The organism is Labrys methylaminiphilus subsp. lupini (assembly GCF_051161885.1).
In the GTDB taxonomy this organism is placed as follows: Bacteria; Pseudomonadota; Alphaproteobacteria; order Rhizobiales; family Labraceae; genus Labrys.
Genome location: NZ_JBMDIH010000001.1, coordinates 1,901,360 through 1,922,125 on the forward strand (window position 1 = coordinate 1,901,360; position 20,766 = coordinate 1,922,125).

19 protein-coding genes are annotated in these 20,766 nt (G+C 64.1%); 3 read left to right on the forward strand and 16 right to left on the reverse strand.

The genetic code is table 11. The features are described 5' to 3' along the window. Positions 1-85 precede the first annotated feature (85 nt). Positions 86-628 (reverse strand): helix-turn-helix domain-containing protein, encoded by a 543-nt coding sequence (locus ACN6KF_RS09010; protein ID WP_434956521.1) that lies wholly within the window; start codon positions 626-628, stop codon positions 86-88. Further along, positions 625-1,239 (reverse strand): tetracycline resistance transcriptional repressor TetR, encoded by a 615-nt coding sequence (gene tetR, locus ACN6KF_RS09015; RefSeq protein ID WP_434956522.1) that lies wholly within the window; start codon positions 1,237-1,239, stop codon positions 625-627. Before tetR ends, ACN6KF_RS09010 begins: the two co-directional genes overlap by 4 nt. A 193-nt stretch (positions 1,240-1,432) precedes the next feature. On the opposite strand from tetR, the gene tet reads away from it, so the two are divergent. Further along, positions 1,433-2,614, forward strand: a complete 1,182-nt coding sequence (gene tet / locus ACN6KF_RS09020) for a Tet(A)/Tet(B)/Tet(C) family tetracycline efflux MFS transporter (RefSeq protein WP_434956523.1) — start codon at positions 1,433-1,435, stop codon at positions 2,612-2,614. 7 nt (positions 2,615-2,621) lie between these two features. On the opposite strand, the gene ACN6KF_RS09025 is transcribed toward tet, so the two are convergent. The 9 genes from ACN6KF_RS09025 to ACN6KF_RS09065 form a co-directional block, all read right to left on the reverse strand. After that, positions 2,622-4,211 carry an N-acyl-D-amino-acid deacylase family protein gene (locus tag ACN6KF_RS09025; protein WP_434956524.1) on the reverse strand — a complete coding sequence of 530 codons (1,590 nt, stop codon included), beginning with the start codon at positions 4,209-4,211 and terminating at the stop codon, positions 2,622-2,624. A 295-nt stretch (positions 4,212-4,506) separates the two neighbouring features. Continuing rightward, positions 4,507-5,517 (reverse strand): M14 family metallopeptidase, encoded by a 1,011-nt coding sequence (locus tag ACN6KF_RS09030; protein WP_434956525.1) that lies wholly within the window; start codon positions 5,515-5,517, stop codon positions 4,507-4,509. Between the two features lie 20 nt (positions 5,518-5,537). Next, on the reverse strand, positions 5,538-5,882 hold the full coding sequence (locus ACN6KF_RS09035; protein ID WP_434956526.1) for a RidA family protein: 345 nt from the start codon (positions 5,880-5,882) through the stop codon (positions 5,538-5,540). Between the two features lie 49 nt (positions 5,883-5,931). Next, on the reverse strand, positions 5,932-7,236 hold the full coding sequence (locus tag ACN6KF_RS09040; protein WP_434956527.1) for an alanine racemase: 1,305 nt from the start codon (positions 7,234-7,236) through the stop codon (positions 5,932-5,934). Between the two features lie 2 nt (positions 7,237-7,238). Next, on the reverse strand, positions 7,239-8,183 hold the full coding sequence (locus tag ACN6KF_RS09045; protein WP_434956528.1) for an amidohydrolase family protein: 945 nt from the start codon (positions 8,181-8,183) through the stop codon (positions 7,239-7,241). Beyond that, entirely contained in the window at positions 8,180-9,133 is a 954-nt protein-coding gene (locus tag ACN6KF_RS09050; RefSeq protein ID WP_434956529.1) for an ABC transporter permease, read from the reverse strand. The genes ACN6KF_RS09045 and ACN6KF_RS09050 overlap by 4 nt, the downstream gene beginning before the upstream one ends. Further along, positions 9,130-10,092, reverse strand: coding sequence for an ABC transporter permease (locus ACN6KF_RS09055; RefSeq protein ID WP_434956530.1), 963 nt, complete (start codon positions 10,090-10,092; stop codon positions 9,130-9,132). Before ACN6KF_RS09055 ends, ACN6KF_RS09050 begins: the two co-directional genes overlap by 4 nt. Further along, positions 10,089-11,597: a sugar ABC transporter ATP-binding protein gene (locus tag ACN6KF_RS09060; protein WP_434956531.1), complete on the reverse strand. Its 1,509-nt coding sequence runs from the start codon at positions 11,595-11,597 to the stop codon at positions 10,089-10,091. The genes ACN6KF_RS09055 and ACN6KF_RS09060 overlap by 4 nt, the downstream gene beginning before the upstream one ends. 30 nt (positions 11,598-11,627) lie before the next feature. Then, a complete protein-coding gene (locus ACN6KF_RS09065) occupies positions 11,628-12,698 on the reverse strand; it encodes an ABC transporter substrate-binding protein (RefSeq protein ID WP_434956532.1) in 1,071 nt (356 codons plus the stop codon). Positions 12,699-12,981: 283 nt separating this feature from the next. Here ACN6KF_RS09065 and ACN6KF_RS09070 point away from each other — a divergent pair, with 283 nt between their 5' ends. Beyond that, positions 12,982-13,770, forward strand: a complete 789-nt coding sequence (locus ACN6KF_RS09070) for an IclR family transcriptional regulator (RefSeq protein ID WP_434956533.1) — start codon at positions 12,982-12,984, stop codon at positions 13,768-13,770. A 7-nt stretch (positions 13,771-13,777) separates the two neighbouring features. Here ACN6KF_RS09070 and ACN6KF_RS09075 read toward each other — a convergent pair whose 3' ends face one another. From ACN6KF_RS09075 to ACN6KF_RS09085, 3 genes are read right to left on the reverse strand one after another with little or no spacing between them, the layout of a single operon-like run. Continuing rightward, positions 13,778-14,650 carry a LysR family transcriptional regulator gene (locus ACN6KF_RS09075; protein WP_434956534.1) on the reverse strand — a complete coding sequence of 291 codons (873 nt, stop codon included), beginning with the start codon at positions 14,648-14,650 and terminating at the stop codon, positions 13,778-13,780. A 29-nt stretch (positions 14,651-14,679) separates the two neighbouring features. After that, a complete protein-coding gene (locus tag ACN6KF_RS09080; RefSeq protein ID WP_434956535.1) occupies positions 14,680-15,195 on the reverse strand; it encodes an AmiS/UreI family transporter in 516 nt (171 codons plus the stop codon). 15 nt (positions 15,196-15,210) lie between these two features. Next, positions 15,211-16,227, reverse strand: a complete 1,017-nt coding sequence (locus ACN6KF_RS09085; RefSeq protein ID WP_434956536.1) for an alpha/beta fold hydrolase — start codon at positions 16,225-16,227, stop codon at positions 15,211-15,213. Positions 16,228-16,497: 270 nt separating this feature from the next. Here ACN6KF_RS09085 and ACN6KF_RS09090 point away from each other — a divergent pair, with 270 nt between their 5' ends. Next, positions 16,498-17,268 (forward strand): helix-turn-helix domain-containing protein, encoded by a 771-nt coding sequence (locus tag ACN6KF_RS09090; RefSeq protein ID WP_434956537.1) that lies wholly within the window; start codon positions 16,498-16,500, stop codon positions 17,266-17,268. Here ACN6KF_RS09090 and cydC read toward each other — a convergent pair. Both cydC and cydD read right to left on the reverse strand, forming a co-directional pair. After that, positions 17,254-18,924 carry a thiol reductant ABC exporter subunit CydC gene (cydC, locus tag ACN6KF_RS09095; RefSeq protein ID WP_434956538.1) on the reverse strand — a complete coding sequence of 557 codons (1,671 nt, stop codon included), beginning with the start codon at positions 18,922-18,924 and terminating at the stop codon, positions 17,254-17,256. The genes ACN6KF_RS09090 and cydC overlap by 15 nt on opposite strands. Next, the gene (gene cydD, locus ACN6KF_RS09100) at positions 18,921-20,699 is read right to left on the reverse strand and encodes a thiol reductant ABC exporter subunit CydD (RefSeq protein WP_434956539.1); all 1,779 of its coding nucleotides are present in this window, start codon (positions 20,697-20,699) and stop codon (positions 18,921-18,923) included. The genes cydC and cydD overlap by 4 nt, the downstream gene beginning before the upstream one ends. Between the last annotated feature and the right edge of the window lie 67 nt (positions 20,700-20,766).

Consider the following 20,766-nt stretch of genomic DNA (forward strand, 5'->3'; position numbering starts at 1 on the left):
TGACCAATCCGTCATTCGCAATCCGGCACCGACGATTAGCGATCGCAGGCGGTGCCGGCGACGCATAAAATATGCATGAGTATGATTAGCCGACGGTGGTGACCAGCCGCCCGGCGCTGCCGTCGGCCAGCGTCACGCGCTCCCACAGCGCCCGGCTCGGCGCGATCGGCAAGACGGGATCGTAATTGGTGCCCGTCTCCAGCGTCAGCGAGGCCAGAAAACCTTCGTGCCAACCGTGGGCAGCGAGCCTCTCCTCCGCCGCCAGGATTTCATCCGTGGCGTAGGGAAGCAGCGAGTTGCCGAGCAGTTCGGGCAGATCGGCGTGCCACTCGGCCTGCCGTGGCAGGGAAGCCGCCAGCAGACGATGGCTATGGTCGCAAATGAGGTGAACCTTGGCGTTCGAAGACGTCACCAGACGCTTCAATGCGGCATCCTCGGCAGGTAGCGGTGATGCGGCAAGAAGATCCAGGACGGCCCGCCAGCGTTCCTCCCCGAGTGGCACGGTTCCTCTTTCCCAGCGGGAAATGCTGGCCTGGTCTACGCCGAGCAATTCACCAAGATGACTTTGCTTGATGCCCTTGAGCATCCGCAGCCGGCGCAAGGCGCGGCCCTGCTCAATCACATTCATCGCTGCAATCTCTCCCTCAGACCGGCAATGATGAAGCCCAGCCCCTGCTCGAACGCCACGTCGGGGCCATCCCGGTCGAAAGTCTCCATGGCCTCCGCCAGCAAGGGTGATGTCGGGGCGGGGTGAGGTATGTCACCGCGCTCGGCCTTGTCCGCTTGCGCCGATTGCTGCTCCATGACCGAGCCGACCACGAAATAGCTGATGGTCATCAGTGCGTAGGTGGTGTCGGCCGTGGTGAACCCGGCCTCGGTCATGCAACGCAATTGCGCCTCGGCATTCGCGGTCTCCGCACCGTTGGGCCTGGTCCCGGCATGGATGCGCGCACCGTCACGGTAGGAAAGCAGGGCTCTCCTGAAACTGCGGGCATTACCGGTGATGAAAGAACACCAATCTTCACCGGGCTTCGGCACCGCATGCGTATGCCGTTCGGCAAGCATGGCATGGGCCAGGGCATCGAGCAGAGCCCGCTTGTTCTTGAAATGCCAATAGAGCGCCGGCTGCTGCACGCCGAGATGGTCGGCCAGCTTGCGGGTGGTCAGGCCGTCGACACCGACGTCGTTCAAGAGATCAAGGCCAGCCCGGATGACCTTCTCGCGCTGCAGTTTCGCCATGACACCCTTCCCACGCATCGCCTCCAGGAGGCGTCGGCTCTCGGCACGGCGATGCAGCCGTGAAGAATTACCCCATCGATCCCGATTCAGTAAGCCGCGTCTATCAGGATCAGGCTTGACTATTTATCGATGATAAGTTTTATGGCATCACTTATCAACGATAAATTATCGATCAAACGAACCGTGTGCGCCGATGACAACCAAATTTGCTCTCCCTCTCATACTGGGTGTCGTAGCCCTCGATGCCATCGGCATCGGACTGGTCATGCCTGTCTTGCCGGAACTCTTGCGCAATCTCGTTCACACCGATGCGGTGGCCGGGCATTATGGCGTGCTGCTGGCGATCTATGCGCTGATGCAGTTCCTGTGCGCGCCGGCCCTCGGCGCCCTGTCGGACCGTTTTGGCCGTCGTCCCGTGCTGCTCGCTTCGCTGGCGGGCGCAACCATCGACTATGCCATCATGGCGACGGCGCCGGTCCTGTGGGTGCTCTATGTCGGGCGCGCCATTGCCGGCATCACCGGCGCGACGGCGGCCGTGGCCGGTGCGGCAATTGCCGACATCACACCGGAAGAACAGCGTGCGCGGCGTTTCGGTCTGATGAGTGCATTCTTCGGCCTCGGCCTGGTCGGCGGCCCCGCTCTTGGCGGCTTGCTGGGGGGCCTTTCTCCGCACGCCCCTTTTCTGATGGCTGCCGTCCTGAATGGCCTGAATGGCCTGCTCGCCGTCTTGCTCCTGCCGGAAACCCATCGGGGCGAGCGCCGGCCGCTCTCACGCACCGCTTTCAATCCCATCGCCTCCTTCCACTGGGTTCGCGGCCTGCCGGCGGTGATGGCACTGATGGCGGTGTTCTTCGTCATGCAGCTGGTCGGCCAGGTGCCTGGGTCGATTTGGGTCCTGTTCGGCGAAAACCGTTTTCATTGGGATACCGGCACCGTCGGGCTTTCCCTCGCCGCCTTCGGCATCCTCCACGCCATCGCCCAGGGTGTTGTGACCGGTCCCTTGACGCTGCGGCTCAGGGAAGACCGGGCCGTCATCCTCGGCATGTCCGCCGACGCACTCGGTTATGTGCTGTTGGCCTTCGCCTCGCAAAGCTGGATGGCTTTCGCCATCATGGTCCCGCTGGCGGCGGGAGGCATCGGAGCTCCCGCCCTGCAGGCGATGTTGTCGCGAGAGGTCGGCGAAGGCCAGCAAGGCCAGTTGCAGGGATCGCTTTCCGCCCTCACCAGCCTGACTTCCATCATCGGCCCGCTGTTCTTTACCGCGATCTACACCGCTTCCCTGACCGGTTGGAATGGCTGGGTCTGGCTAGCGGGCGCCCTGCTCTATCTCTTGTGTCCGCCATTCCTGAAACGATCCGTTCAGAACAACGCTTGATCCCGGATTAGAGCACCCTGCCCGGCAGTTCGCCGGTCTGGCGCCCCTCGGCCACCACGGTTCCGCCATTCACCCAGACATGGGAGATGCCGGTCGGCAATTGGGTCGAGTTCTCGAAGGTCGCCCGATCGGTGATGGCGTCCTCGAACAGCACGAGGTCGGCGGCAAGCCCCGGGCGGACCAGGCCGCGATCCGAGAGTTGAAAGCGCTGCGCGGCCACCGAGGTCATGCGGCGCACGGCATCTTCCAGGCTGAACCAGTTCTTCTCTCGCCGGAGCGGCCCGGCAATGCGCGGGAAGGTGCCGAAGGCACGCGGATGCGGCTTGGAACCCGGCCGCGGCAGGCCGTCGGAGCCCGCCATATAAAGCCGGTTGCAGCAGGCCGCGTGCAGATCGTCTTCGTCGAGCTGGAATAGGATGATGCCGGTCTGGCCGTCGTCCTCCTCGATGAAGCGCAACATCAGGTCGAAAGGCTGGACGCCGAGCTGGGCTGCCGCCTTCTCCATGTCGAGACCTTCCAGATGCTTGAGTTCGGCGCTGCCGACGGCCGACAGACGGACATTGCCCCAGCCGATCAGTGACACCTTGCTCTGGCCATGGAAGGCCGGGCCGCCATGTTCGACCCAGTCTCGCAAGGTCGCAAGCATTTCGGGATCGCGCAGACGGGCCTTGAGGCCGTCGAGCCCGCCATCCATGGCGGCGGGTGGCAGCAATTGCAGCAGCCAGGTGCTGCCGGCCGGATAGGGATACATGTCGAAGCTGATGTCGATGCCTTCGCAGCGCATACCTTCGAGCAATTCGATCGCCGCCGGGATCTGGCCCCAGTTCGGCCGCCCGGCCGATTGCAGATGCGAGAGCAGGCCCGCCGAGCCGGAATGCCTGAGAATGCCGCCGAATTCCTGGATGGCATCCATCAGGCCGGCTTCGTAGGAGCGAACATGGGCCGCCAGCACCTTACCGCGGCTGCGCACGGTGTTCCCCAGCGCGAAGAGTTCGTCCTCTTCGGCAAAAGCGCTCGGCGGATAGACGAGACCGAGCGAGAGCCCCGCGGCTCCCTGGTCGAGCTGGGTGGCGAGCAGCGCACACATGGCCTCGATCTCGGCCCCATTGGCCGGGCGACGGTCATGTCCCATCACGGCGAGACGCAGCGCCGCGTGGCCGACGAGCGACACCAGATTGAGCGCGATGCCCTCCCCGGTCAGCGCCTGGCGATAGCCGTCCAGATCCGCAAAGATCTCACTGTCCAGGGTCTCGCCGAGCAGGCCGGCGAAATGCAGCCGCAGATTTTCGCGCGAAGCCGGCACGGCCGGATAGAGCGAGAAGGAACAATTGCCGACCACGATGCTGGTGACGCCCTGCAATGCCTTTTCCGGTCGGTTCCGTTCCCGCAGGAAGATGAGATCGTCATGGCAATGGGCGTCGATGAAGCCCGGTGCGAGATAGCGTTCCGCGGCATCGACGACGGTGGCATCCTTGTCCGCCTTGAGGTCCTGGCCGATGCGGGCGATGGTGCCGCCCGAAACCAGCACGTCCCCCCGATACCAGGGTGCTCCCGTGCCGTCGATGATGCGCGCGCCCCGGATGAGTGTATCGGCCATGACGCCTGATCCTTTCTGGCGCAAAGTCGCTTTCCAAGGAAACGCGTCTCTGCTCCGCAATGAAATTCACATGAGAGGAAAACAATTGGATTTGTCATAGCCGGGCTTGACCCGGCTATCCAGAAGCCACGTGCGAACCGGGCAAAGGAGCTGGATTGCCGGGTCGAGCCCGGCAATGACAAAGGTTGTTGCAGCTCGAATAAAGCTCAGCTGAACGGCATTGCTCCTTGCTTCGACCCATTGCCTCGACGTGTCTTTACGCCTCTTGGCGATTCCGCCAAATCGCAAAAATAGCTCAATCCTCGATCGGCTCGGCTACCTGGATGAGACAGTCCCCGGCCTGGCTGTCGCAATGCAGCCGATGCGAGATCACGATACCGCCCTCGGTGAAGCACAGGGCTTCCTCGGGCTGCTCCAGACGTTCAAGATCATGATACCAGCCGGCAAGGTCGCCGGCCGCAACCCGGGCCCCGAGTTCGACGGCCGGTTCGAACCAGCCCCGGCGCGTGGCATAGATGCCCTGGCTGTGGCGCGCGAGCGAGAGCAGCTGCAGAGCAGGCTTCGCCGTGACATCGCCGCCCAGCAAGGGGCGGTCGACGATGCCGAGCGCCAGCATCAGATTGTCGATCGACCGTGCCGTAAAGGCCATGCTGGCCGGCGTCACCGCTCCCCCGCCGCCGAATTCGCCGCTGAGGCCGATGATACCCGCCCGCATGGCGGCACCCATGGATGTCGGCGAGCGCGAGCCATTGTCGGCGATGAAGGCATGGCTGGGCGCCATCGCCCTGAGCAGGGCCTTGGCGCGGGTGGAGCGTTCCTCGTCCGGCTGGCGCTCGATCAGGGCACAATGAAGATGCGCCATGGAAGTGCCGCCGGAATGAATGTCGAGCAACACCTCGTGTCGGGGGAACAGTTCGTGTTCGAGGAAATGCGCCAATCGGGCGGTCGGCGTTCCCACAGGATCGCCGGGAAACGCACGGTTGAGATTGCCGCCGTCGAAGGGCGAGCAGCGCCTGGCCGCCATCACGGCCGGAAGATTGGCCGCCGGCAGGACGGTGACGCTGCCGCGGAGCGCCGCCGGATCGAGGCGGCGCATCAGGCGCGCCACCTGCAATTCGCCCTCATACTCGTCGCCATGATTGCCGGCCATCAGCATGAGGCTCGGCCTCGGCCCGTTCCGCACCCGCAGGATCGGTATCCTGATCTGGTAATAGGGCGAGCGATCGACGGAATAGGGAATGCTCAGATAGCCGCTCTGGCGGCCATCGGCGTCGAAATCGAGGGTATGGACGAGGCCGCTATGCATGGCAGGCTGCTTTCGTGTTTCTACAAGGCCGCGATGGCCGTCATCTCGACGCGCAGATCCGGATCGGCGAGCCGGGCCTCGACGCAGGCGCGCGCCGGCGGATTGGCCGGGTCGATCCAGGCATCATAGACGCCGTTCATGGCGTCGAAGTCCACGATGGCGGGCAGGAAGACATTAACGGCGAGAAGGCGCGAGCGGTTCGTGCCGGCTTCCTTGAGCAGCGCATCGATCTTGGAAAGCACGTCTAGAGTCTGGGCCTCGATACCGGCCTTGCGATCATCGGCGACCTGGCCGGCGACATGGATGAGCCCGCCATAACTGACTGCCTGGCTCATACGCGAACCCTTCTGGTAACGCATGATCATTGTCTAATACTCCATTGTAAAATATTGGAAATTTGAAACTTCCCAAGTTTCATCCGAAGGAGGTGGCGAAAGCGTCGATCACCGCGTTGTCGCCATCGAGCCCATAGACCAGGGCATGCCGGTCGAGGCAGGTGCAGGGGTGCGACAGGCCGAATTCGACGACATCGCCGATCCGAAGGTCGCAACCGCCGGTGACGAGGAAGGCGTGCTGGTCGTTGAGCCGGGCAATCGAGGCCGAAGCATCGAGTTCGCCGATGCGACGTCCCTCGCGATAGAGAGCGAGCGGGCGCGGCAGCCCCTGATCGATGGCGACATCGCGCAAGCCCATGCCGCAGATCGCCAGATCGGGTTCGGGGCGTGACAGCACCTCGGCCCAGATACGAAGAACCGGCTTGAAGCCTCTGGAAGCGCTGACAGTTTCGCCCGAGAGCTCGAAACCGGAACGGGCATCCAGAGCCGCGAGACCGCGCTCATAGACGCCATGGTCGTGAAAGAAGATCGCGCCGCTGCGCAGGACCAGGGTCGTGGCGGCATCCAGGGCGCTAATCGGCCGAAGGCCCGCGATGACCCGGTCGAAGAACACCGAACCGCCAGCCGTCAGGATCAGCGGCCGTTCTGTTCCGATACGGTCCCGAACGAGGTGGTGCGTCTCGACCGCCAGGGCCATCAATTCGTCGATGCGGCGGATGCTCTCTTCCGGATCGGCGGTGGCGGCGGCGCCCTCATAGGCACCGATGCCGCTCAGGCTGATGCCGGTACCCTCGCCGGCCAGGATCGTGTCGAGAATGATCCGTGCGGCCTCGATCGTCCGGGCCCCGGCCCGCCCGGCTCCGACCTCCAGCAACAGCCCGAGGGGTGGCAGGTCGCTCCGCGCCTGCCAGATCGACAGCAGGCTGGCAGCCAGTTCCGGCGAGTCGACGAAAACATGCACCTCCGCTTCCCGATGCCCGGCGAGCAAGGCGGCAAGCCTTCTGGCGGCGGCGGCGGCACCGATCTCATTGGCTAGGATCAGCCGATCGAACCCGGCCTTGAGCAGGACGGAGGCCTGGCGGATATCGGCGACCGTCGTGCCCCAGGCGCCGCCCTCGACCAGTTCCCTGGCGAGAGCCGTCGACATCGGCGTCTTGGCATGCGGCGCGATGGCCACGCCATGCTCGCGGACATAGCGCATCATCAACGCGACATTGCCGTCGAAGGCCGGCCGGTCGAGCGACATCAACGGGAGCGACATGATGCCGTCATAGGGTTTCCAGCCCTGCCTGCCGATGTCGGCAAGCGGCAGGGCGGCGTGGCCTGGGGGAAAACCGCGCATGCGGTCATCAATGGCATCGAGGGAAAGACGAAGGTCGGACATGATCAGGTTCCGCTGACGGCGGCGTTGTCGAGACCGAGCCGATAGGCCCGGTTGGCGGTGGCAAAGAAGAGATCCCGCTGCTCGCTCGCGCTGAGTTCGACGGCCACGATGCGGAAGGCGTCATAGACCTCTGCGAAGCGCGCATGCAGCCCGGCAACCGGAAAATCGCTGGCGAACATCGCGCGCCGCGGCCCGAAACAGGCGATGCAATGCTCGATCACTGGCCTCAGGCTGTCGAGGCTCCAGTGATTGTCATAGGCGACGAGGTCGGAGATCTTGATGAGGAGGTTGTCGGCCCGCCCCAGCGCCTCTAGGCCCTGCCGCCACAGCGCCATGCCCTCCGGACTTCGGTCGGCCGGGCTGCCGCAATGGTTGAGCACGAACAGCGTGTCCGGGAAATCCGCGACGAGGCGGAGGGCTTCCGCCATCTGCCAGGGGAACAGCATGAGGTCGAAGACGAAGCCGAGCCGTGTCGCCGCCCGCAAGCCATTGCGCCATTGCGGATCGCCCATCAGGTCCCTCGAGTGCGCGAAGCTCTTGGCTGGCTCCGGGTGCCAGCTGACGATATCCCGGATGCCGACGACGAGACGGTTTGCCGCTTCCGCCTCGATCAGCGCCGCGGCATCGGGACGGTCGAGCGGCACGCGGGCGACGATGCGCCGCGCCACGCCCGACGTTCTGTCGAGGCTTTCGAGCCAGCGGCTTTCCTCCAAAGGATGTTCGGAAGACCAGCCCGCTTCGACATGCACGGTGGCGACGATGTTCTGGCCAACGGCATCGGCAAGATAGTCGGCGACACCGTAATTGCGCCGGATCGGCGCCAGGCTGCCGAACACCATTTCCCTCTCCTCGCCCTCGGGCGGGCGCAACCAGGGGTGGCGTCCCAGCGAAAGGTCCCAAAGATGATGATGCGGGTCGATGATCGGCCCGCCATAGACAGCGGTCATCGGCGCGCCTCACGCCCCGAGATCAGCAGCAGGGCCAGGATGAGCGAGCCGAACATGATCGAGCGCCAGCCCGGCGAGGCGTTGACCACCGTGATCAGGGCCGTCGCGGTCACCAAGAGGATGGCACCCGGAATAGTGCCGGCATAGCTGCCCTTGCCGCCGAGAATGGAGGTGCCCCCGAGCACCACCGCGGCGATCGACATCAGGAGATAGGGATCGCCGATGCCGACATAGCCCTGGCGGTTCATGCCGAGGATGAGCGTGCCGGCAAGGCCCGCAAAGAAGCCGGACAGGGCGTAGAGCAGCAGCGTATTGCGGGTGACGCTCACGCCCGACAGCCGTGCCGCCACTGGGTTGGCGCCCAGTGCCAGGAAGCGCACGCCCATCGGCATGCGATGCAGCAGGACAAGTACCGCAAGGGAGACAACGGCCCACAGGATGATGCCGGCGGGAACGCCGAGTGGCCGCGCCGAACCCAGCCAGATCACGGCCTTGTTGGTCACGGACACAGCGCTGCCGCCGGCGACGATCACCAGCAGGCCCTGCAGGAAGGTCGCCATCGCCAGGGTCATGATGATCGGTGGTACGCGCAGGAAGGCGGCGCCGGCGCCGTTCAGCAAGCCGATCGAGGTGGCGATCGCCAGGGCCCCGACGATGCCGACCAACCCCGAGGCGTCCCAGCCCGGCGAAATCAGCGGAATCATGATCGCGGTGACGGTGATTACGGCTCCGACCGAAAGATCGATACCGCCCATAATGATCACCAGCGTCTGCCCCGCTGCCACGATGCCGATCACGGCGGCCAATTCCAGGAGGTAGCGCAGATGACCATAGGCGCCGAAGCCACGGAGGCTGAGGCTGGCGACAAGCCAGACCAGCGCCACCAGGATCAGAGTGAGCAGCGCCGGGCTCCTGAAAATCCCCTTCACGGTGGCGGACAGGCTGCTCATTGCTTCCTCCAGCGCGCGGAGAGTTCGGGAATGGCCACGGCCCCGACGATGATCAGGCCCTGGGCGACATATTGAGCGACCGGCGGGAAACCGAGGAAGAACATCACATTGATCATCACCGAGAGCAGCAGGCTGCCGCAGATCGCGCCGCGCATGGTGCCTTTGCCGCCCAGGAAGCCAACGCCGCCCAATACTGCCCCGGCGATCGAGTTCAGCGTGAAGGGGTTGCCAATAACGGGATCGCCCGATCCGGTCTGCGCCGCCACGAAGAGGCCGGCGAGGACGGCGAGCAGGCCGGAGATGGCAAAGGCGATCACCTTCACTTTTTCCACCGGCACGCCCGAGCGGTAGGCGCCGACCGGATTGTCGCCGGCCGCATAGATGCCGAGCCCGGTCGGCGTGGCCAGGAACAGTTTCCAGGCAACCAGCACGGTCAGCAGCAGGATGAAGGCCGTCGGCCCGTCACCCGCCAGGAACTCGGAGAACCAGGGCGGCACGAAGCCACCGGGTCGCGGCAAAATCAGCAAGGCGACGCCGGTGATGATGAAGGAACCGGCCAGCGTGACGATGATGGCCGGCAGGCGCAGATAGGCGACGATCACGCCGATCAGGCTGCCAATCGCCAGTCCGGCCAGGGCTACCAGCAGGATGCCGCCGATCGAGCCGGCCGGGCCGCCCATCGTCGTTGCGGCGATCACGGCGCCCAGGCTCACCATCGGCCCCACCGCCAAGGTGATGCCGCCATTGAGCATCAGCAGGGCCTGCGCCATGGTGACCAGAGCGAGTGGAAACCAGTTCTGGGTGAATTTCGAAAAGCCGCCGAGGCTCAATATGCCGGGAAAGAGCCAGGCATAGAGCAGCAGAAAAACGGCAACGACCACATAGAGGCCGCCGAGGCCGCGATTGCGACGGCGCTGGACTGCAAGATAGAGGCTGGCCGAGGAGATAGTGCCGCTCATGCCGCGGCCTCCCGGCTGGAGATACCCATGGCGGAGCCGACGATGGCTTCCTCGGAAATGGCGTCCCGTTCGAGCGTGGACACGGCCCGGCCCTCGCTGAACACCACGACCCTGTCGCACAGATGCACGAGTTCGGGCGTATCCGAGCTCAGCAGGATCACCAGCTTGCCATCGGCGGCAAAGCCCTGGAGCATCAGATAGATCTCTCTCTTGGTTTCGATGTCGACGCCGCGCGTCGGGTCGTTGAGCAGCAGGACCGAGGGATCAAGCGGCAGCCACTTGGCCAGCGCCACCTTCTGCTGATTGCCCCCGGACAAAGCCTGCACCGGCCGTGTCGTATCGCCCTTGATGGTGAGGCGCCGGGCAAGCTCGGCGACCATCGAGCGTTCGCGGCCGCTATCCCGCAGCCCGTGCCGCGCCTGGAGATCGAGGGAAGGCAGCAACAGGTTGGAAGCGATGGAATGGGGCAGGATCAGCCCCTCCTTCTTGCGATCAGCCGGCACATAGGCGAGGCCAGCCGCATTGGCGGCGCCCACCGTGGAGAACAGGCCTGACTTGCCGCATAGCCAGGCGCTCTGCGCCGAGGCGGGAATGGCGCCGTAGAGCCCGAGCAGGAAATCCTCCTGCCCCTGCCCCACCAGGCCGCCGATGCCGACGATCTCGCCGGAGCGGGCGATGAAGTCGACGTCGCGCACCATGCCGGCAGAAAAGCCCTGGAGATGGATGCGTTCCTCGCCGATGGTCCGCGGCGTCCAGGCCGGAAACAAGTCGCCGGCATCGCGCCCCACCATCAGGCGTACCAGCCCCTCGGCGTCGACGCCGGCGAGCGGCTGGTCGGCCGTCACCACGCCGTCCTTCAGCACCGTGACATGCGAGCACAGCGCCCGCACCTCGTTGAGGCGATGCGAGATATAGAGAAGCGCCAGCCCCTCATCGCACAGCCTGCCGATCAACCCCGCCAGGACACCGGCCTCATGGCCCGACAGCGAGGAGGTCGGCTCGTCCAAGATCAATACGCGAGGACGGCGAAAGAGCGCCTTGGCGATCTCTACCATCTGCCTTCGACCGAGTGCGAGGTCGCCGACCAGTACGTCAGGCTCTTCCGTCAGGCCGACAAGGGCGCAGACCTCCTCGACGCGGCGCTGGAGTTCTCGATAATCCACCAGACCGAAACGGCGAGGATAGGCACCCAGGCCGATATTCTCGGCGATGGAAAGCTCGGGCGTGAGGCTGAGCTCCTGCTGGACCACGGCAATGCCGGCCTTGCGGGCGAGATCCGGGTTGAAACGCGTGACGGGCTTGCCGTCGAGCACGATCTCGCCACCATCCGGCGCCAAGGCGCCGGACAGCAGGTTGATCAGCGTCGACTTGCCGGCCCCGTTCTCGCCCAGCAGGGCATGCACCCGGCCCGGGCGCAACGCGATGCTGACGCCCTTCAGCACCGGGTTGCCGAAAAAGCCCTTCAGGACCTGACGGGCTTCCAGCAAGGGTGGACGATCGGTCATGAGACAAACTCTCTATGCAAACCCTGACGCTTACTGCGCCAGCAGCTTGTCGAAGAGCGCCTTGTCATAGTCAGAGTAGATGTAGCCATCCGCCGGGAACTTGTCGGCACGGGCCAGATAGGAGTTTATATTGCTGTCGTCGATCACCGGCAGCGGCACCTTGACCTTGGTCGGGATGGTCTTGCCCTGTAATGCCTGGACCGCCGCATAGACGGAGAAGGCACCGAGCCAATTGGGCTGCATGGTACCCCAGCCCTTCAGCTTCTTCTCCTTCCACAGCTCCAGGAACTGACGGGCGTTCTCACCCGTGGTCGGCACCTGGTCGCGTCCCTGTCGGTCGAAGGCCAGCACCGAACCGGCCGACAGGGCGCCGCCGAGCGACAGCACGCCGTCGATCTGGGGATTGGCGAAAAGCAGACTGGTCATCGCTTCCTGGGCGGGAGCGACATTGTATTCGGTGTTGGTCTCGGTGATGATCTCCAGGCCCTTATTGGCGTCGAGCACCGGCTGGGCACCCTTGCGGCGATCATCGCTGACCGAGACGCCGGCCGGGCCGTTCATGATGATGATCTTGCCCTTGCCACCAAGCTGCTTGACCATCCACTCGGCGGCCTGCTTGCCCCATTCGAGCGAATCCGTGTTGATCTTGGCCGTGAGATTGTTGGTGTCGACCAGGCTGTCGAAATTCATCACGGCGATGCCTTTGGCGCAGGCGTCGGAGATGACGCGGTCGAGCGCCGTGGACGAGCCGGCCTCGACGATGATGGCATCGAGATTGGCGTCGATCATCGACTGGATCTGCTGGATCTGGGTCTGCGCGTTGCCCTGCGCGTCGGTGATCATCAGGTCCTTGACAAGCCCTTCCTTCTTGAGGCCGTCGACTTCGCTGACGATGGTGCCCTCCGTCTGCTTCATCCAGGTCGGCACGGAATAGATGTTGGCCCAGCCGATACGATAAGGCGCCTTGCGGTCGCCCTTCACGCAGTTCGAAGCGGCCTGAGCCGCGCCTGCCGTGGCCGCGAAGGCGAACACGGCGAGACCGACACCCGCCATCAAGGCGCGCCGATCGGTGAGCTTCCTCAGCAATGAAGTCTTGATCATGTCGTTCCCCTCTTGTGAGCCAGCGGGCCTTGTTTGCAGCCTTGGCTCTTGCGTGATGTACAATATACTGTACATATGGTCACAATATCGGACATCTCGAACTATAGGCGGTTTTTCGGGGCTGACAAGCGGGCGGCGAAATTTTTGAAGGCATCACCCGCCCAATTCGAAATATCATTGCGGAAAGGATCGGTTTGCGGCTTGCGTTGATGCGTGCCGTAACGTTCATCAGTGAAACAACAGCAGGGGGGCACCCCGCTCGAGCGGGTCAGGTAGGACAGGAATGGATTCAATCAGCGACGAAGGTATTGCCAGGCGCACGCGTGGCCTCGACCGTGCCTTCGAGATCCTCGATTTCCTGCGCATGAAGCGCGAGCCGACCAAGCCAAACGAGATCGCCTCTCGTATCGGGGCTCCGCGCTCATCCGTCTATGAACTGGTCAATCTCCTGCTGCGCAATGGCATTCTCGAATATGCCGATGGCGAGGGGCGGGTCTATCTCGGCCGCAAGCTCTATTTCCTTGGCGCGGCTTATGAGGACCATTTCGACTTCATGCGCGAATGCGACAAGGTCCTTGCCCAGATTGCCGCGGAGACGCGCGAGACCGCCCAATTCTGCATGCTGGACGGCAACAAATATACTGTCGTGCGCATGAAGGAGGGTGTGAGGCCGTTTCGGATTTCCTCGGATGTCGGGCGTGCGGTGCCAATCCCCTGGACCGCCTCGGGGCGCCTCCTGCTCTCGCATCTGAGCGACGAGGAGATCCTGGCTTTCATTCCCGCCGGTGATTTCCGCCTGCCCAATGGCAATATGCTGGATCCCGGCCACTTCATCGCCGAAGTCCGCCAGGCTGCCGCAGCGGGCGAGTTCACCTTCAACAGCATCGTCGACAGCTTCACCCACTGTTTCGCCGTGCCGGTCTTCGACGGCCAGGATCGCTGCACCGCCACGCTCTGCCTGGTGACGCCGCGCGAGGACGGCATCCGCAACCGCCAGCATTATCTCGGCTGCCTGAAGACGGCGGCGCTTTCGCTTCATGGCAAGGCCGTCGGTCCGCGCGAGGCGGCATAGCCTCTTCCTATTTGCCGCCCGTCAGGCTGAGATGGTTGAGCAGATAGCGATGAAGCGTTTCCACAGCCGGCGAGCTCTGCTCAGTGGCCGAGCGGTAAAGCAGCAGGTCAACGCTCGGCAAGGCTGGAAAGCCCGCCTGCATGGGCGGCTGGCGCAGCCCCGGCACCAGGGCGCTCTCGATCAGCACAGTAACGGCGATACCCGACAGCACGGCCGTCTGCAGCCCGCTGATGCTGTCACTGACGCAGGCGATGCGCCAGCTCCGCCCGGCCCTGTCGAGCGCCTCGATGGCGTAGTCGCGATAGATATTGCCGGGCGGAAGCAGAGCCATCGGCACGGGATCTTCCAGATGGGCCGATGAGGTTGCTCCCGTCAGCCAGACCAGTTGCTCGCGCCCGACCACCTGGCCGCCGGTGAAGCCGTCCATCCGCGTCACCAAGGCGATGTCGACGCTGCCCTCGCGCACTCGCGCCACCAGCGGTCTCGACAGGGCGCAGCGCAGTTCGATGCGAATATGCGGATAGTCCCGACGAAAGGCGCTGAGGATCGGCGGCAAGAGGAAAGTGGCGTAGAGATCGGGCACACCGAAAACCACCTTCTCTTCGGCTGTCTTCGGAGTAAAGCGCGCCAGGCACTCGTCGTGGCTGCTCAGAATCTGACGGGCATGGGAAAGGAACACCGTGCCGGTCTCGCTCAGTTCCAGCGCCCGCCTGGTGTCATCGAACAGGGGGCGTCCGATGATCTGTTCCAATTTTTGGATCTGCTGGGTCACGGCCGACTGCGTGCGTCCCATGCGGCGGGAAGCCTCGGTAAGGCTTCCCGTTTCGACCGTCAGGACGAAGGCGCGCAACGAGCGAATATCGAGATAGGTCGACGACATGGCTTCCTCTGCCCGGCCAGGCAAGATGACTATGCCAGATGACCTCCGAGCAAGAGATAGCCGGGGAGAAGGCCGGTGACCACACTGTTGAACAAAGCCATCCAGCCTGTCGGGCGGCCAATCCGCATGCCCTTTACCAGCAAAAGGAAGAACATCGCATAGAGGGTGGCCCAAAGTAGCCAGCACAGCGCAAACCAATGGTCCCAGATAGTGGCCGCCGCCCGGAAGCTCTCGATGGTGATCGGCAGGAGAATGGCGACCACGGAAAGGCAATACCAGCCCAGTCCGCGTCCGTCATTCCCGTTGAGTTGGTTGAAGCCGACCCAGAGGAAGGTGATGCCGAACAGGAGAATCAGCGCGGCCGATTTGACCGCCCCGAGTGTGAGCGTACCTCCCATCACCAGGTCGAGGCTGACGAGGGCCAGCACGGCCCCTGAAAAGAAGTTCGGCAAGGCGACTTCCCTGTCCCCGATCCGGCCGAGCAGCCATAGACCATTCTGGAACAGCACCACGCCGACATAGAGCAGAACCAAGCCGACCAGCATGAAAGCCTCCCGCGCTCAACTGGCCAGCAGTTCTTTGAGCAGATTGTCGAGCGTCTTCACATCGGCGGGACTGGTGCCCGGCCCCCCGGCAAAGTGGCCCCAGATGCTGTCGATCTGACGCAATTCGGCGTTGGGCATGTGCTTGACCTCATGGATATTGTCTTCCGGCGGGAAATAGAGATCCGTTGACGCCGGCACGACGAAGGCCTTGGCTTTGATGGCGCCCAGTGCCTTTTCGAAATCGCCGTGGAAAAGCTCGTTCTTGCTGATATCGCCATGCTGCCAGCACCACAGCATGGTCAGAAGGTTATTGGCATCGCGGGGCAGGAAGATGCCTTCCCAGAAGCCGACAAGGAAATCCTCCAGACTGGCATAGCCCATGACTTCGAGGTCGAGCTTTTCCCGATAAAAGGCCTGGCTGAAGCCCCAACCGGCATAGACCCGGGCCATGGCTCGCAGTCCCCGCGTGGGGGATGTGTCATACCAACCTTCCTTGAAGGCCGCGTCGGCGGTGAGCGCTGCCTTCACGCCTTCAAGGAAGACGAAATTATGCCGCGAGCAGCGTGCCGCGCCCTGGAAGGGCAGAATGCGCTGCACCATATCCGGATAGAGAGCCGCCCAGTGATAGGTCTGCCCCGCGCCCATGGACCAGCCCGTCACCAATGGCAGCGTTTCGATGCCGAACTTCTCCGTCACGAGCCTGTGCTGCAGGCGCACGTTGTCATAGGGCGTCACCTTGGGAAAGCGCGCCTTGTTCCACGGTTCGGGCGTGTTACTCGGTGAACTCGACAGGCCGTTGCCGAGCATGTTGGGCACGATGATGAAGTAGCGGTTGGGGTCGAGGGCCATGCCCTCCCCGATCAGCCACTCGTTTTCATAGTGTTGGCCGGAATACCAGGTCGGGTAGACGATGGCATTGTCCCGCTTGGCATTGAGATTGCCATAGGTTTTGTAGGCCAACTTCGTCGCGCGCAACGTAGATCCAGACTGCAATACGACGTCACCAAGATCAAAAATGCTGTAATCTGCCATATCCCCTCCCGAATTTTCTCTTTCCGAGAACCAAATTCATCGATTTCGGATAGAACTAATTAAGGGCTGCATCATCTATGTTGGCAAATTAGAAGTACTTATCTCCTGTATTAGAATTGCATTCTCAACCCACTCGCGAAGCTGCTCGCCCTTTGCTGCCCACGTCGCCTCGCCGTCGCCAGACGGTCCGACTGGACGAAATGTCCAGTCGCGGGCTCTGCCCCCACCTGCTACCCCATAGACTTCGTCGCAACGCGATTGGTTCTCATCATGGGCGCAGCAGCCGGATTCCGCTCTCCTCTCACGCTAGTCCGCAAGGCTTGCGGAGCCTGCAGCGACTGTGACGTTCGGCACCAGGCTCTTTGCGCGGCCATGGCCGATGAGGATCTTCATCGTCTCGAAAGCATTGTCAGCCCGATGGCGCTCCAGCCCAACCAGACGCTGCTGCGCCAGGGCGATCCCCGCCGCAAGGTCTACAGCCTGACATCCGGCATGCTCAGGCTCTTCACCGATCTGCCCGATGGCCGGCGGCAAATCGCCGGTTTTCTGCTGCCGGGCGACTATCTCGGCCTGGTCGACGACGACGTCCATTCCCAATCGGCCGAAGCCGTCATCGCTTCCAATCTGTGCGCCTTCCCCATCCGCGAGATGGAGTTGCTGATGAGCGAGTTTCCGAGCCTCAGGGACAGGCTGCATCGCATGACCAGAGCGGCCTTGCGCCAGGCCCAAGACAATCAGCTCATGCTCGGCCGGTTGGCGCCGCTCGAAAAGCTGGCAAGCTTCCTGCTCACGCTCGATGCCCGGGCCAATGGCCAGCCCCATCATCGACATGTGTTGCAGCTGATGATGTCGCGGACCGATATCGCCGATTATCTTGGCCTGACCATTGAGACCGTCAGTCGCTGTTTCACCCGGCTGAAGACGCAGGGACTGATCCGCCTGCCCGAAGCCCATCTGGTGGAGATACTGCGCGAGGACCGGCTCACCGACATCGCCGGCATCAGCATTCCGCCCGAACATCGGCGTTCAGCCGCCTGTTAGTTCTGCCGGTATCAAGCGACCGTCGACGAGGGCAAGCATCTTGTCGACTGCTCCCGCCGGGATGTCGGCGTGGGTTGCGAGGATGACGCTGCGCCCCTTGGTAGCGGCTGCGAGATCGGCCAGGAAATCCACCTCCATGGCTCGATCGAGGCCGGTGGTCGGTTCATCGAAAACCAGAATTTCGGCTGGTGACAGCAGGACGCGGGCAAGACAGAGCCGCCGCACCTGCCCGACGGACAAAGTGCGTCCCGCTTCTCCGACAAAGGCATCGAGCCCCTCGGGGAGGCTCCGCACGAAATTCGCGATCCGGGCCGCGTCGAGCGCAGACCAGAGTTCGGCATCGCTCGCCTCGGCTCGGCCGATCAACAGATTGTCGCGCACCGAGCCGAGAAAGACAGGCGCATTCTGGCTCAATAGGGCGACCCGTGCATGGAGATCGGCCTGGCGCACGGTGCGGATATCGGTGCCGCCCACTGCAATCGAGCCGGCCTGGGGATCGTGCAGCCTGAGCAGCAGGGCAAGCAAGGTCGACTTGCCACTACCGCTCTCGCCGATGATTGCCACGCGCTCGCCTGCCGAAATCGCAAGGCTGAGGTTGCGCAGCACCGGACGCGCCGGGTCGAAGCCGAAAGTCACCTGGTTCACGGCAAGGTCGCCATCCGGCAGCGCCACGGGGCGTTGGGGATCGCCGATTGCGGGAGCCATCTGCGCAATCGCACGCACCCTCTGGGCGGCCGTCAGGGCAGCACCGAATTTGGCGACACTGCGCACCAGCACGGCCGTTGCTTCGAAGCTCGCGAGTACCGCGAGCAGCAGGCCGACGAGCAGAGGGCCGCCGATCTCTTCCTGCCGCAAAGCCTGGACGCCGCACCAGAGCACGCCGATGAGGGCGAGTCCCGCCAGCGCCTGTACAGCCGCCCCGGCCAGCAGGCCGGCGCGTGCTGAGCGTCTGCGGGCCTGCGCGAGCCGCTTTGCTGCCTGGTCGAATTCCTGACCTGCCGCAGCGACCGCGCCGAAGGCAACCAGATCGGCGTGGCCATCGATGCGATCCAGCATGGCGATGCGCAAGGCGGCGGAGGCCTCCACCAGTTCCGCACCCAGCCGGCGCGAGAATAGGGTCAGCACGGCCGGAACGCCGACAAGCGCGAGGATCAGGACCGCAGCATAGATCGGAGCGGAGGCCGGCAGCAGAAAGAACAGCCCGGCCGTCATACCGGTCCCGATCAAGAAGGCCGTCAGGAAGGGGCCGAACGCCGTGAGGAAGACGGTGTCGAGCGTATCGACGTCGGCCGTGAGCCGGCTGACGAGGTCACCATGCCTGAGATCGCGTGACGGCAAGGGAACGCGCGGAAACAGGCGCGCGAACAACCAGCCTCTGAGAGCCGAGAGGAGGCGCAAGGTGGCGTCGTGTCCGACCAGCTTTTCGCCATAGCGCGAGAGGATCCGCACCAAGGACAGGCCCCGGATCAGCGAGGACGGACCGAACAGGTTGAAGCTCGCCGCCGCCGTGGTGAGAGCCGCCGCCGTCAGGAACCAGCCCGAGATCCAGAGCAGTGCGACACCGGCGGCCAAGGTCAGCACGGCCAACATCAGCGCCAGCCCCATGCGGCCGATGTGCTGGCGGAACAGCGGCCAGAAGGACAACAGGGCGATCATGCGGTCCACCTCGGCTGTTTGTGTGCCTTGCCGGCGGGAAAATGCGGCATCGGCAGCAGCTTGCCGCCGGCCAGCCGCCAGGCCTCATCCAGCCGGGCGGCTACGGCGAGCGAATGGGTCGCGACGATCATGGTTCGACCGGCGGCAAAATCGACCAAGGCATCGAGTACACGGGCCTGCGTGGCGGCATCCAGATGTGCCGTCGGCTCATCCAGGAGAATCAGGCCGGGTTCTCGCAAGAACAGGCGCGCCAGGGCGACCCGATGCCCTTCACCGCCCGACAGGCCGACGCCGCCTTCTCCGATCGGGGTATCGAGCCCATCGGGCAGCTTCGAGGCAAAATCCAGGACACATGCCCGTTCTGCCGCGCGCGCAATCTCCTCCGCCGAGGCGGAGGGCTTGCCCAGCCTGATATTCTCGGCGATCGAGCCATGAAACAGGCGCGCGCGCTGGCTGATGAAGGCGACGCCCGCCCGCAGGCTGGCTTCGTCGATCGCAGCAAGCTCAAGCCCTGCGACATGGATGCCGTCACCCGGCCTCAGGCGGGCTATCGTTTCCAAAAGGCTCGACTTGCCGATCCCGCTTTCACCGAAAAGTGCGAGGTGCCGGCCTGCTGCGATCTCCAGCGAGATGTCGTCGAGCAGGACGCGATCGCTGTCGGGTACCCGGATGGTCAGGTGCTCGATACGGAGCGGCAATCCGCCGGACGAAGCCGGAAGACGCGCTGCGCGCTCCGAAGCGGTGCCTGCCTCCGGCAGTCCGGCGAAGCGTGCCTCGATCTCGGCAATCGCCGCCTTGGCTGAAGCCCTGTCGTGATAGTGGGCGGCAAGCAGGCGCAAGGGCTGATAGACTTCCGGAGCCATCAGCAAGCAGAACAGGCCTGCCTGCAATGTGAGGGCGGAGCCGCGCAGGTCCACGAGCCCGAGATAGGTCAGGCCCACATAGAGCGCCACGCCGGCAACGCCGAGGGCGGCGAAGAATTCCAGCACGGCGGAGGACAGGAAGGCGATGCGCAGCACGCGCAAGGTCCTGCGGCGCAGATCCTCGCTCGCTCGTTCGACATCGCGGGTCTCGAACTCGGCACGACCGAAGAGTTTCAGTGTGGTCATGCCGCGCAGGCGATCGGCGAAATGCCCGGCCAGCCGCACAAGCGCATTGGCCTGGGCCTTGGTCGCCGCCTCCGCCCCCCAGCCCACCAGCGCCATGAACAGCGGGATGAGTGGCGCCGTCAGCAGGAAGAGCAGACCGACCACCCAGTCGACCGGCAGCACCGCCGCGGCAAAAGCCAGCGGGAGCACGGCCGCCTGTATGCTCGCCGGCAGGAAGCGGGCAAAGAAGCCGTCGAGTGCTTCGACCTGGTCCACCACCGCCGCACTCAATGCACCGGAGGAGCGTGAGGCCGACCATTCGAGCGAACTGGCGGCCAGGCGCGAGGCCAGGCGCCCGCGTAACTCGAACTTGATGCGCTCGGCTGCGGCAATACCCGCCTGCTCGCCCAGCGCTGCCAGTACGAGCCTCGAGGCGATCAGGACGGCGATCCAGACGATCAGGCTGCCCAGGGCGGCGACGCTTTCTCCTCCCACCACGGCCCGATGCAGCACCGAAGCCAGCAGATAGGCCTGGACGACGAGGAGCCCCCCCGAGACGAGCGGCAGGATCGTTGCGATCGCCAGCCCCTGTCGGGCATTGCGGGCTAGAGCGACGAGAGCGGCGCCGTCTCGCCCGTTTGGCCTTCCTGCGATCTGGACGCCGACCTTCTCGCTTGCTTGCTCCACATCGACCTCATCTGCAATTTCTACGCAACACAAGCCCAGATAGTTCACCAATGGCGCCAGTATATCC

Excerpts from the sequence above, each read along its gene's own strand:
- ACN6KF_RS09010 (WP_434956521.1), bottom strand. The coding sequence starts at position 628 with ATGAATGTGATTGAGCAGGGCCGCGCCTTGCGCCGGCTGCGGATGCTC.
- tetR (WP_434956522.1), bottom strand. The coding sequence starts at position 1,239 with ATGGCGAAACTGCAGCGCGAGAAGGTCATCCGGGCTGGCCTTGATCTC.
- tet (WP_434956523.1), top strand. The coding sequence starts at position 1,433 with ATGACAACCAAATTTGCTCTCCCTCTCATACTGGGTGTCGTAGCCCTC.
- ACN6KF_RS09025 (WP_434956524.1), bottom strand. The coding sequence starts at position 4,211 with ATGGCCGATACACTCATCCGGGGCGCGCGCATCATCGACGGCACGGGA.
- ACN6KF_RS09030 (WP_434956525.1), bottom strand. The coding sequence starts at position 5,517 with ATGCATAGCGGCCTCGTCCATACCCTCGATTTCGACGCCGATGGCCGC.
- ACN6KF_RS09035 (WP_434956526.1), bottom strand. The coding sequence starts at position 5,882 with ATGATCATGCGTTACCAGAAGGGTTCGCGTATGAGCCAGGCAGTCAGT.
- ACN6KF_RS09040 (WP_434956527.1), bottom strand. The coding sequence starts at position 7,236 with ATGTCCGACCTTCGTCTTTCCCTCGATGCCATTGATGACCGCATGCGC.
- ACN6KF_RS09045 (WP_434956528.1), bottom strand. The coding sequence starts at position 8,183 with ATGACCGCTGTCTATGGCGGGCCGATCATCGACCCGCATCATCATCTT.
- ACN6KF_RS09050 (WP_434956529.1), bottom strand. The coding sequence starts at position 9,133 with ATGAGCAGCCTGTCCGCCACCGTGAAGGGGATTTTCAGGAGCCCGGCG.
- ACN6KF_RS09055 (WP_434956530.1), bottom strand. The coding sequence starts at position 10,092 with ATGAGCGGCACTATCTCCTCGGCCAGCCTCTATCTTGCAGTCCAGCGC.
- ACN6KF_RS09060 (WP_434956531.1), bottom strand. The coding sequence starts at position 11,597 with ATGACCGATCGTCCACCCTTGCTGGAAGCCCGTCAGGTCCTGAAGGGC.
- ACN6KF_RS09065 (WP_434956532.1), bottom strand. The coding sequence starts at position 12,698 with ATGATCAAGACTTCATTGCTGAGGAAGCTCACCGATCGGCGCGCCTTG.
- ACN6KF_RS09070 (WP_434956533.1), top strand. The coding sequence starts at position 12,982 with ATGGATTCAATCAGCGACGAAGGTATTGCCAGGCGCACGCGTGGCCTC.
- ACN6KF_RS09075 (WP_434956534.1), bottom strand. The coding sequence starts at position 14,650 with ATGTCGTCGACCTATCTCGATATTCGCTCGTTGCGCGCCTTCGTCCTG.
- ACN6KF_RS09080 (WP_434956535.1), bottom strand. The coding sequence starts at position 15,195 with ATGCTGGTCGGCTTGGTTCTGCTCTATGTCGGCGTGGTGCTGTTCCAG.
- ACN6KF_RS09085 (WP_434956536.1), bottom strand. The coding sequence starts at position 16,227 with ATGGCAGATTACAGCATTTTTGATCTTGGTGACGTCGTATTGCAGTCT.
- ACN6KF_RS09090 (WP_434956537.1), top strand. The coding sequence starts at position 16,498 with ATGGGCGCAGCAGCCGGATTCCGCTCTCCTCTCACGCTAGTCCGCAAG.
- cydC (WP_434956538.1), bottom strand. The coding sequence starts at position 18,924 with ATGATCGCCCTGTTGTCCTTCTGGCCGCTGTTCCGCCAGCACATCGGC.